This window comes from Mucilaginibacter metallidurans (genome assembly GCF_003286435.2).
GTDB classification, from domain to species: Bacteria; Bacteroidota; Bacteroidia; order Sphingobacteriales; family Sphingobacteriaceae; genus Mucilaginibacter; species Mucilaginibacter gossypii.
The window spans coordinates 3,174,326-3,187,103 of sequence record NZ_CP043449.1; the positions used below are offsets into that span (position 1 = coordinate 3,174,326).

A 12,778-nucleotide genomic window follows, 5' to 3' on the forward strand; every position below is an offset into this window, starting at 1 on the left:
AATGGAATTTAAAGATAACGAAGCGATATACCTCCAGATAGCGGCTTTTGTGAGCGATCAGATCCTGATGGGCAAATGGCCCGGCGGGCAAAAGATCCCATCGGTACGTGATATGGCGGTTGAGCTGGAAGTAAACCCCAATACGGTTATGCGATCATACGAATTTTTGCAGGGGCTCGAAATTATTTATAATAAACGCGGCCTGGGTTTATTTGTGGCAGAGGATGGCTTTGACAAAGTAAAAGCTTACCGCAAAGAAAACTTTGTGCGTCAGAACTTACCCGAGCTTTTTAAAAACATGTACCTGTTAGGTATATCGATAGATGAGATCAGTCTGCAATATCAACATTTCCAGGCGCAACAAAATAATGAATTAAACCAGGCAAGCAACGATGAAAACAAGCAATAAATTCTTACTTACCGCGGTATTGTTACTGTTAGTTTCGGTTGGGATCTATGACTTTCAGCTGAAAGCAGAATATTTTAAAGGTGAGTATAAAAACCCTTATAATGGCTTTAACAACCTAAATTTCAGATATTTCAAGGTTATTAAGCTTGGTTCATCAACGGCTATCAATATTATGCTGGTTCAGGGGCCATTCAAAGTACTTGCTGATCCCGACGCCATGGAGTTCATGAAAATTGAACAACGGCACGATTCGCTCTTTATTCGTGCCGGGTTTAAAGATAACTTTCATAATGTACAAGCCCCAAACGTTTTGTACATATCCATGCCGCAATTAAATGCGTTTTATGCCGATGCAAAATATAAAGCAGGCGACACTCAAATTATTGATACCACTGCCGCGCAAGACTTTAAATGGCGGGCTACCACCATCAGTGGTTTCAACGGGGATCAGCTCAATATTATCCAGGACCATGCCTCCACCGTCTTACTAAAAAACAACAAGTTTAACATAGTAAACGCCATTATCGGTAAAAGCAACAATAGCTCTTCAAATCTATCTATTGAAGCAGGCAACCAATTCAATAAAACCAACCTCGATATCCGGAACAAAAGCCGCTTATGGATCAAGGACGATAGCCTCAGCAACATAACCTATAAACTTGCCGACAGCGCTAAACTAATCCTGAACGGAAATACAAGGATGATCCGTAATAATAAATAACCAAAACTTAGCAAATCATGAAATTAGTAATCAACTCGCTATCAAAAACCTATGCCAACGGCGTACATGCTTTAAAAGATGTTTCGCTGACCCTGAATAATGGCATGTTTGGCCTGCTTGGCCCAAACGGCGCCGGTAAATCATCACTGATGCGTACCATAGCCACCCTACAGGAGGCCGATAAAGGCAGCATTTTTTTAGATGAGCTGGATGTATTGAAAAACAAAACCGAAGTAAGGCAGCTACTCGGGTACCTGCCACAGGAGTTTGGTGTTTACCCCAAAATATCGGCCGAACGAATGCTCGACCATATTGCCCAGCTTAAAGGGGTTGGCAACAACGCCGAACGCAAAGACCTTGTGCTTCAATTACTGGAAAACGTAAACCTTTATAAAGACCGGAAAAAGCACCTTGGCACCTACTCCGGCGGTATGAAACAGCGTTTTGGAATAGCACAAGCATTAATTGGTAACCCTAAACTTATTATTGTTGACGAACCCACAGCGGGCCTTGACCCGGCTGAGCGAAACCGTTTTTACAACTTGCTTAGTCGTTTGGGTGAAAATACCATCGTAATCCTGTCGACCCATATTGTTGAGGACGTAAGTACGCTTTGCGCCAATTTTGCCATTATTTGCCAGGGCGAGGTTTTATACGCAGGTGACCCGGAAAGCGCGGTAAATGAGCTGAACGGAAAAATTTACAGCAAGGTGATCACCCAATCAGAGTTGGGCTTTTACAAAGATGATTACCAGGTGATATCAACGCAGCTTAAAACCGGCAAACTCCATATCCGCATTATAAACGAAGCCGACCCCGGCAACGGTTTTATCAGCAGCACGCCAAACCTGGAAGATGTGTACTTCAGCAACATCGCCACACGTATAGATGTAGATACCATTTAAAACTACTATAAACCAATAGTTTATGTTCCTTAAAATATTTCTGTTCGAGATCCGGAATCGGGTCCGCAGGCCAGCCGTTTACCTTTATTTTTTGGCAGCACTGATATTTACAGTGTTCACTTTTTCAAAAGGCTCATTACCATTGGGCGAAAAAGAGCACATCAACGCGCCTTATGTACTTGCGTTGTGGTGTTCGGGCATCACCATGATGATGACGCTTGTGAGTTCATCAATTATGGGCACTGCCTTATACCGCGACATTGAATACAACACAAAAGATTATTACCTAACCTACCCTATCACCAAAGCAGGTTATTTTTGGGGCCGTTACCTGGGCTCGTTCGTTTTCATGCTCCTGATCTCAACAGCGGTTATCATTGGCGCCTTCATAGGCACCAAACTGGGCCCGGCTATGGGATGGACAGATGCAAAGCAATACGGCCCCAATAGCCTCATTTACTACCTGCACCCATTTTTCACTATCGGGCTGCCTAACGTTTTATTTACATCTTCGTTATTTTTTGGGCTTGTAGCCATCACCCGCAATGTAAAGGTTATTTACTTTGGCGGTATCCTGCTGTTTCTTTTTTACTTCATCGCGTTGTTTTTCCTTAACCACATTAACAACCCCACGGTAATAAACCTCAGCGATCCTTTTGGGCTTAACGGTATCAGGATGCAAACCAGTTCTTCAAGCACCATTGAGCAAAATACTACCTTATTCCCGGTTACCGGTACGTTTATGCTCAACCGTGTATTATGGGGCGGTATTGGGATAGTTATTGTGCTTTTCACTTATTTCAGGTTTAGCTTTGAGCGTTTCTTTAGCGGCAGGCGTGATAAGGCTGCTATTGACGAGGCAGGCACAAAAACTAAAACCCAGGTAACTATTAAACCAGTTGTTGGCTTTACAGGCAAATACAACAGGAATACCTTATACAACCTGGTAAAAGTTGAATTGCTGAATATCATCCGCGATAACTACTTCTGGATCATATTAATCGCTGGCAGCTTATTCCTCGGTTTTGTATTCTGGCTTGGCGATAACAGGAATGGCGTACCTGATTTTCCGCGTACAGTTACCTTGCTCGCAATCTTTAATGAAGCTTTTCCATTCTTTATTTTCTTCATCCTGATGTTTTATACCGGCGAAACCCTGCACCGCGACAGGACTACCCGCTATGCATTTATCAATGATTCCCTCCCGCCTCCAAACTGGATCCTGAACGGATCGAAGCTAATCACCTTATTGCTTATTGGCACCGGCTTATCCATCCTACCCATATTAACCGGGGTTACCGTTCAATTATTAAAGGGTTATCACACATTGAATTTATCAGTGTACTTTCTCTACATAGCCTACATATTGCTGCCCGCTTTGCTGCAGATGGTTGTATTTTGCTATGTTGTGCACGTTGTTATCAATAACAAATTTGCAGCCCATGGCATAGGCGTGTTTTTATGGGTGATTGTTTTCTTTTTGCGCAAAACCGGCACTTTTGATTATAATCTGCTGCTGTACTCGTACACCCCATCGTCGGGAATATCTGATATGACCGGCATAGGGCATATGGCAGCGCCCATTAGCTGGTTCAACCTTTACTGGATGCTATTTGCGGGTTTGCTGATCATTGTTTCGGGATTATTTTATTACCGGGGGGTAACCTCATCTTTTAAAGAGCGATTACGTTTATTGCCCCAGCGTTTTAACAGCAGCACAGCTTTGATCACCGTAATAGTGACTATAGCTTTTTTAGCTGTTGGTGTGTGGAATTATTATAACGTAAGTTTTTTAAACAGCTACCTTATCAAAAGCGAAAACACAGCCAGGGCAGTGATGTATGAAAAAACCTTGAAAAAATATGAGCACCTTCCCCTGCCTAAAGTAACCAGCATAAAAATGCAGGTAGAGCTTTATCCGGATAAACAACAGGTTGCCACACACGCATGGGTAACCATCACCAATAAAAATAAAGCTGCCATATTACAGATGCTGCTCGACGGCGATGAACTCACCAATTATTCGCTTAAAACCAATGGCACATTAGTTCCGTTTACTACCCCGCTGCTTTATCCCCGTGGATTTTTCAACTGGTTCAGGCCGAAAACTGACACTGCCGAATTTCGGTTATACAAGTTCGTAAAACCGCTAATGCCGGGCGATTCATTAACGTTAGAGATCAACTCAGAAATAGTGCAAAAAGGGTTTACCAATGGCATGTATGCTGCGGCTCTCATTAACAACGGCACATTTTTTAACGGTGGATTGCCGGGCCTTGGGTATGATGAAGATGATGAGCTAAGCAGCCCTTACGAACGCAAAAAAGCAGGTTTGCCCGAAAAAAAGGAAGAGGAAACGCAGCAAAATGATCCCGAGGGCATAAGCACCTTAAAAGCAGGAAGAGCTGCTGACCTTTTGAAACTGGATGTAACTGTTAGCACCCTGGCCGATCAAACCGCTATCGTACCCGGCCGGCTCGTAAAACACTGGCAGCAAAACGGTCGTAATTACTTTCACTATGTGCAGGATAAACCGGGTATGTACATGCCGATGGGTATTATATCAGAGAGACTCGCCGTAAAAAAAGCGACCGTTCAACTGGACCATACCATAAATATCGAGGTATATTATAATCCTGAACACAGCACCAATATCGACAGGTATATTGCGGCTTATAAGGATGGCTTAACTTATTACAGCAAGGTTTATGGTGCCTATCCGTTTAATGATATCCGACTGGTGGAGACGTCTGTTTACGGTCCGCAGGATGCCTCCATGACAACGCTGGACACTTACGCAGAATACTTTGGATGGAATGCCGATTTCAGGGATCCTAACAGTTTTGATTATTGTTATGCCAATACAACCAGACTGTTATCACAACAATGGTGGCGTTTTCAAACAGCGCCAAACAGCACTGTAGGCAGCCTGGTGATCCCCGAAGGCCTTTCAAACTACGATCAACTGGTAATGTCAGAACATAAATATGGCAAGGATAACATGCGCTATATTGTTTTAGATCAGTTATGGTATTACCTTTTTATCAGGAGGCACCTTAATGAAAACGAACATCCTTTAATAAAAGCCAACAATTGGTTTTTATGGGGAGGCAAGGCAAGCGTGGCACTGTATGGCCTGCGCGACCTGATTGGTGAAGACAGCCTGAACGTAGCCCTGCGCGAATTTAAAAAGACCTATACTTTTAAAAAAGATGGCCCGTTTGCCGGTGCCAATAACCTTTACCAATGTCTCCAAAAGCATGTACCCGATTCGCTGCAGTACTACCTTACCGATACCTGGCAAAAGATCACACTATATGATAACAGGGTGGTTGAAGCAAGCAGTCAATCCACAGGTAATAAAAATGAATATAAAGTTACGTTGAAGCTTGATATTGATAAAGTTTGGAAAGACGCCAAAAACAACGATATCCCGGCCATAAACATGAACGATTATATTGATATCGGAATCTTCGGCAAGCAGGTTCAAGGTGCCGGTAACCGCATGGTGAGTAACACCTTATACCTTAAAAAGTATAAGCTTAAACACGGGTTACAGCAATTTAGTGTTATTGTTAAGGGTAAGCCGGCCTCTGTAGGAATTGATCCATTCAGTAAACTCATTGACAGAAATCCTAACGATAATATTAAAGACCTTTAAAACTAAAACGGGGTTACGCAAAACATAACCCCGTTTTTCATGATCTTGAAAGCTGTTAAAAAACATTAATTGCCGTTGGTTTTAACCAACGGTAAAAGACAAAAAAGTTCTGGCTTTAGCCCAATTATGCAAGCAGATTTGGGCTGAAGCCCTCTTATCACTACTCATTATTCCGTTGGTTAAAACCAACGGCAATGAAGTTTTATCTACCTATAAACGATAGTTTTTGAATGTAGAGACGCATAATTGCGTCTCACGCTTGCAATTTACCGCAGCTGAGACGCTTTTGAAATCGGCTTGTCCTTCGGGAGACGTAATTATAAGTCTCTACAAAAATTCTTTCTTCCATTTTCAAACAGCATCTCACCAAATATTACTGCTTAAATAATTTGTTTTCCCCTTCTATTTCAACATTAGCCTGTTCAACTACAGCCTTGTATTCGTAATCGGCTTTTAGTGGAATGGTCGCTTCAAAAGTGCCATCAGTCTTAATATTTACCCAGGTGCCGGCTGTCCACTTACCTGCATATAAAGTTTCTACCTGTCCATGGTAAGGGCGATAATCAAACCGGGCCCTTTTTACCGAAATACTTTTGTAGTTCAGAATTTTACCTTTTAAAACTGCACCGGCCTTTGTTTTTGAACTTGCTCCTGTTTCAACAATGGCGGCTTCTTTAAAAACAGGGGCAACATTTTCCAGTTTAATCACTACCGGGTTAGGCCAGCGGTGATCATCATAAATACGCTGTGCCTTCACAACAGATACTTCAAGCCCCTGATCGGTTTGTTTATACCTGCAGCTTACATCATCAGTTTTATATTCAATAACCTTACTATTTTGCCCTAATACACTAACCTGAGTTTGATTAGTAGCGATGGCCGAACGGATCAGGAAAGTTTTGCGGGTTCCCTCCTTCCAATCGGCAGCATTGGTAACAATAGCATAAAGTATATGCCCGCCTTTTGCGGTAAACCAGGTGTCGCCCTCCTTGCTGATCACCCAGCTTCGCACGCTGTCAATACATTCGCGGTTAACAAAATACCATGCCGACATTTCCCTTAACCGCTCTTCCTGTTCAATGGGTAATGAGCCATCTGGTTTAGGGCCAACATTAAGCAATAGCGAACCGCCTTTTGCCCTCGCCTCAATCAATAATCCGATTAACTGGCTGCCCGATTTATAACGTTCATTAGTTGGCTGATAACCCCATGCCGTGCCCATTGTAATGCATGACAGCCATGGCTCGTTGATCATAGCACCGGGCATGATCTGCTCAGGGGTTTTGATTGCGCCCCGGGTTATCAGCAAATCAGGCTGTAACTTCCAGCAGGTTTGCTTTACCACTTCCTTTGGATCGCCATCTATAAAAAGTACATCTATTTTACCGTAATTGGTCATCAGCTCTTCGCATTGCTTCCGGGTGTACTCGTCATACTCATGGCGGGTTTGGGTATCCATCTTAACATCAGTACGACTAATAGGTATATGATGGTCACGCAAAAAGTTAAAGTCCTCGGGCGAAAAATAAAATCCTACCTGCAAACCTGCTTCGCGAGTGGCATCCACAAACTCTTTTAACAGATCTTTCTTGTATGGTGTATGCGTTATACTAAAATCGGTTGTTTTGGTATCCCACATACAAAAACCCGAATGATGTTTGGTAGTGAATACGATGTATTTCATTCCGGCCAGTTTTGCCAGCGTTGCTATCTGGTGCGGATCAAACTTGGAGGGATCAAAAGTTTTGGGCAGCTCATTAAAATAACGGTTTACGCAATCATCACTTGCGCCAACCAGCGAGTGACTGATCACCACACCCAACTGGCTATCCATACTAAAATGAATAAACAAACCCAAGCCGGTATTTTTAAGCCATAGCTCGCGTTCGGGCTTGTTCAGGTTATAATTACTGGCGTTATCATCTTTAACCAGATCATTCTGTGCTGACGCAGTTTGGATTCCACACAGTACCAAGAGAAAAAAAAGGTATTTCTTATACATCAAAAAGCCGTTAAAAAAAAATCAGGGAAAGCCCCACGCCCTCCCCGATACAACATCAATTAATCAAACTTAAACACTATTGTTTATCCCACCATATCCTGGTTAAAAAATCATCCGAACCTTGCCGCGCAATGGCCGCAGCGTATGAAGCCGCATTAAGGTTTTGCTCACTAACCGGGTACAGCATCCGCCTGAATATTTTGCCACCGGTAGCGTTACCTACGTAATTATTAGGCACAAGTGCAGGATAACCGGTACGCCTGTAGCTTGCAAAAACCTCCTGCGCATCGGGAAATATGCCAACCCAAAACTGGGTATAAATCTGCGCCATTTTTTGATCAAGCGTACCGCCTGTATTAAAAGGATGCGCGTTAATGTATGAGTTGATCTGGGCAGTTGATATAGTACCTGCGCTGCCTGCAATGATGCTCCATTGGCGCATAGATGCAGCAATACCATTTTGGTATAATGACTCGGCAGTAGCGGCTGTATACCATCCCCTTGCCGCAGCTTCAGATAACAGGAAGTAGCTTTCGGCAGCTGTAAAAACCAACCGCGGAGAATTCAGCAGCAATATGGTTTTAGGATTCGGTTCCGAATAGGTCACAAAATCCGCAGGTTTGGCATTCAGACCAGATGACATACCTTTTTGAATAGCCGATGTAGTATCAGCCACGCCACCATTCCACACTACAGATAAAACGGCCAGGCGAGGATCTTTATTAGCTTTCATGTAATTAATAAACACATCCTGGTATTTACCGCCTTCAGTGTTAGTGCTGCCGTTACCTGCTATATAGTCATTATTATAAAGATCAAGTGCTAAAGGATTTTTGTTGATATCCTGCCCTGCGCCGATATATGCTACTTTGGCAACATCGGCGTCATCCGTAATAACGCCGCCTGCTATAGCTTTTACTGCCCATGTTTGGGCCTGGGCAATATCAACTTTGGTCATGCGCATGGCACACCTGAGCATGAGCGAATAGGCAAACTTTTTCCATTTTACGGTATTACCACCGTAAATTAAATCAGCCGAACCAAAGGTTGCTTTGGTTGCATCAAGGCTTTGGGCTGCCTGGTCAAGTTCCTTCAATAAATCGGCATAGATGTCTTTTTGTGCATCGTAAGCAGGCTTGTATATCGCCTGGTTATAACCTTGTGCAGCCTGTGAATATGGGATATCGCCATACAAATCGGTAAGCCTGCTGAAGCAATATACTTTCCAGATCCGCGCTTCGGCTTGCAGGTTTACCTGCGAAGCATCGGTACCAACCGCTTTTAAAACCTCACCCAATTCGTTGATCTCATTTGGATAAGCATTAGTGAAAGCGGCAGCCGACTGCGGGCTTTGACTCAACACATATTTTGACCCGAAACCTGCCACATCATTAAAGCTGGTGGTGTACTGCATGGTACCCAGTAACAGATCAAGCATACGTGCTGTACCGTCATACTGGGCTTTGGTAAAAATGTATTGTGGTACCGCTTTTGAAGATGCATCCGGGTTAACATTAAGCGTATCAAAATTTTTGGTACACGATTGCGTGGTGATAATGCCGAGCATTACCAGTGCGTAATAAATATATTTGGTTAAATGTCTTTTCATCGTATTCAATTTAATTGTTAAAACTTAACAGCCAGGTTTACGCCAAGCGAACGTGTGCGCGGTAAGCCGATAGACTCGAAGCCCTGGGTTTTACTGTTGGTAAAACTTTGCTCCGGATCGAAATTGTCTGTCTGCTTATAAATTGTCCAAAGGTTCCGGGCCACAAAAGATATACTGGCCGACTGGATTTTAACTTTGTTTAAAAGGCTTGTTGGAAGCGCGTATGACAGGATAACCTGGCGAAGTTTAACAAAGCTGCCATCGTGCAAAAACAGTTCGGAATACGTTTTGTAATTATCATAGTATGACCTCAGGCCACTTACAGGTACCGTGCGGGTGTAAGGAGCACCAGTTTGATCAACACCGTTCAACACCAATCCGTTTTCCCTTCCCGGCAACGTTGATTTCATTAAGCCCAAACGGGTAGCGTAAACTTCCATAACCGAAAACACCTTGTTACCAAACTTGCCATCAACCAGGAAGTTTAACGAGAACCTTTTATACCTGAATTCGTTGGTTAAACCCATGGTAAGCGGGGCAACGCTTTTACCTAACTGTTGCAGCGGGGTTTGTACCGGTAAACCTGTTGTAGCATTAAATACTACAGTACCATTAGCATCCCTTTGCATGCGGGTACCCACCAGCATGCCAAAGGGCTTACCTTCAATGTTATCTAAAATACCCCAGTTACCTACCGAAGTGGCCAGCTGAATGGTATTAAGGCCGGGGGCCAGCTTAACCACTTTATTATCATTATAGGCTACATTATAACTCGCGCTCCAGGTAAAACTGCTCGTTTTTACAGGCGTACCATTCAATAATACCTCAATACCCTTGTTGCTTACCTCACCAACATTCAGGATCACGTTATTGTAACCCGATGTGGAAGAAATAGCGGTATTCACAATATCGTTGGTTGTTTTACGATCATACAACGTAACATCCAAACCTAAACGGTTCTTAAGCATCTGCAATTCAAAACCACCTTCAAATGTTGTCGAAGTATAGGGCTTAAGATTGCTGTTGGTAATGTTATTACTGGTTACGTTTTGCAGCGGCTGTCCTGCGCTTGGCACATTACTGTAAGTAAGGTTAATAGCATATGCATCGGGATCGCCTCCGCCTACCTGGGCCCATGAGCCGCGAAGTTTTACAAGATTAAAAAAGTCAGGGAGTTTAACCGCATCAGAGAGGATGAAACTTCCGCCCACGCTTGGGTAAAATATACTGTTGCTTTTAGGACTAAGCACTGAAAACCAATCCTTCCTGCCGGTGAATGATAAAAATATTAGACTTTTGTAATCAAAATCGGCCGAACCAAAAATTGAGTTGGTCACAATCTTGGCATTGTATGGTAGGGTTGATGAAACTGCAAGGTTGGTGAAGCTGTAAAAATATGGAATCGTAAATTGCGAACCATTAAGCGTTAGCTGGTTGATTGTGTATTTACGACTGTTCACACCACCCAAAATATTTACGTTTAAATCACTGATGATCTTCGTTTTGTAACTAACGGTAGCTAACTCGTTAGTTTCAGACACATCCGATTTAATGCCTGCATACTGGCCATTGGGTATATACAATGTACCGGTTGGCAAGATATTGGTATAGTTGTAATTGAAAAAGTCGCGGCTGATGGTAGCTTTGAAAGTAAGGTTTTTTATAGGCGAATAAATAACCGATCCCTGGCCAATAAAGCGGTTCTTCACATCATCTTCCTTGTATTTATTAATCACAAAATATCCGTTTGACGCAATGGATGCGTCATTCCAGATCTGCTCATTGCCTAAAGCATCGTAACCCGGCTTAAGCCAGCGTACATCAACGGTATTGGCAACCTCAAGCGGTGTCCAGTTCGGGTTGCCCAAAGCATCGCCTGCGCCGGTGCGGTTATGGCCGGTTTCAACATTATATTGGGCTAATGCCTCAATAGATAGCTTGTCGCTCAGTTTACCGTTCAGGGCGAGGTTAAAAGTTTTACGATCATAGGTAGTGCCCGGCAAAATACCTTTACTATTCAAATCAGCAGCCGAAAACCTGTAGGTAAAAGCCTCGTTACCACCTAAAAATGCAAGGCTGTTGGTGTAAGTGCTTCCTGTTTGATAATAATTTTTGAGGTTATTTTTCTGAGCCGTATAAGGGTGGGTAAGCCCGTCAACCGCAACATAATCGGTTGATCCATCAATTTTTGAACCCCATGAGCGCCTTCCGCTTGCCTGTGCAGCAGCCAGCGTGGTTGGCTTTACGCCGCCATCGCCCTGCCCGTACTCATATTGGTAATCTGGAAATACGGACACATTATCATAAGTAGCTGTCGAGTTAAATTCTACACCTACCCCCTTCTGCATGCGGCCTTTTTTGGTGGTTATCAAAATAACACCATTCGCTGCCCTTGAGCCATACAGCGCCGCCGCCGTACCACCTTTAAGTACGCTTATCGATTCAATATCATCGGGGTTTATGGCTGCTATACCATCGCCACGGTCAACGTTATTGGTGATACCATTAACAGTAGCAGCACCACCGGGTACGCTGTTATCGATAGGCATACCGTTTACCACATATAACGGCTGATTATCGCCGGCAAGACCACCGTTACCCCTGATCACCACGCGGCTTGAACCACCCGGACCAGTTGATAAGCCTGCCGCGTTAACACCGGCAACTTTACCGGTAAGCGCATTGGCTACGTTATTTTCGCGGGCCTGAGTAAACTCTGTACCTTTAACTTCGGTCACCGAATAGCCTAATGATTTTTTTTGCTTGCTGATACCAAGCGCGGTAACTACAACCTCATTAAGTGCTTTGTTATTGGGGGCCAGTTTGATTTGTAAAGGCGATGCAGGGTCGCTTACGGCAACCTCTTCCTGATTATATCCTATAAAGGCTACCACAAGGGTTAATGGTTTCCCCGAATACTTATCAGGCACTATCAACCTGAAGCTGCCTATAATATCGGTAATTGCACCCACCTTATTATCCATCTTTAAATAAACCGATGCGCCAACAACCGGCTGACCATCGCCTGAATCCACTACCTTACCTGTTAATGTAACTGCTGCAACAGATACATTGTTCGGGGTGAGGTCCTTTACTGTAAAAATCGAGATCTGATTGTCGTTGATCTTCCGATACGTTAACTGAAAGGCCGATAATAATTGTTTCAAATTATCGTCAAGCGTGAACTGACTGATATTATTTGTTAAATTGGCGGGTACAAACTTGTTATCAAGCAAACCTTCCTGGTAAGCTATCTGCACGTTGAATTGCTTTTTCAGGTTATCCAGTGCATCCTTCAAAAGCACTTTGCTTTCAACAGCCTGCGGGGCCGAATAACCGAAGCTTTTTGCGTGGATCCTGTTGTTACTGGTTAGTGCCATTTGGGCAAAACCGTAAACTGACTGGCCGAGCAAAACCATCAGGAAACAGCAACATCTAAAAAAATTTGATGAGTCGAGTTTTCGCATAAAA

The 12,778-nt window shown here is 43.4% G+C and carries 7 protein-coding genes; 4 read left to right on the forward strand and 3 right to left on the reverse strand.

Features of this window, described 5'->3' with window-relative positions; all coding sequences use genetic code 11:
* Position 1: 1 nt before the first annotated feature.
* The 4 genes from DIU38_RS13550 (at position 2) to DIU38_RS13565 (ending at position 5,696) form a co-directional block, all read left to right on the forward strand.
* Entirely contained in the window at positions 2-409 is a 408-nt protein-coding gene (locus tag DIU38_RS13550) for a GntR family transcriptional regulator (protein ID WP_112655279.1), read from the forward strand.
* Positions 393-1,130 carry a hypothetical protein gene (locus DIU38_RS13555; protein WP_112655281.1) on the forward strand — a complete coding sequence of 246 codons (738 nt, stop codon included), beginning with the start codon at positions 393-395 and terminating at the stop codon, positions 1,128-1,130. Before DIU38_RS13550 ends, DIU38_RS13555 begins: the two co-directional genes overlap by 17 nt.
* A gap of 17 nt (positions 1,131-1,147) precedes the next feature.
* Positions 1,148-2,035: an ABC transporter ATP-binding protein gene (locus DIU38_RS13560; RefSeq protein ID WP_091168203.1), complete on the forward strand. Its 888-nt coding sequence runs from the start codon at positions 1,148-1,150 to the stop codon at positions 2,033-2,035.
* A gap of 91 nt (positions 2,036-2,126) precedes the next feature.
* A complete protein-coding gene (locus DIU38_RS13565) occupies positions 2,127-5,696 on the forward strand; it encodes an ABC transporter permease/M1 family aminopeptidase (RefSeq protein WP_146750320.1) in 3,570 nt (1,189 codons plus the stop codon).
* A gap of 373 nt (positions 5,697-6,069) precedes the next feature.
* On the opposite strand, the gene DIU38_RS13570 is transcribed toward DIU38_RS13565, so the two are convergent.
* The 3 genes from DIU38_RS13570 to DIU38_RS13580 form a co-directional block, all read right to left on the reverse strand.
* Positions 6,070-7,698: an alpha-L-fucosidase gene (locus tag DIU38_RS13570; protein WP_112655285.1), complete on the reverse strand. Its 1,629-nt coding sequence runs from the start codon at positions 7,696-7,698 to the stop codon at positions 6,070-6,072.
* Between the two features lie 76 nt (positions 7,699-7,774).
* Positions 7,775-9,307 carry a SusD/RagB family nutrient-binding outer membrane lipoprotein gene (locus tag DIU38_RS13575; protein ID WP_112655287.1) on the reverse strand — a complete coding sequence of 511 codons (1,533 nt, stop codon included), beginning with the start codon at positions 9,305-9,307 and terminating at the stop codon, positions 7,775-7,777.
* A gap of 17 nt (positions 9,308-9,324) precedes the next feature.
* Entirely contained in the window at positions 9,325-12,774 is a 3,450-nt protein-coding gene (locus DIU38_RS13580) for a SusC/RagA family TonB-linked outer membrane protein (RefSeq protein WP_112655289.1), read from the reverse strand.
* Between the last annotated feature and the right edge of the window lie 4 nt (positions 12,775-12,778).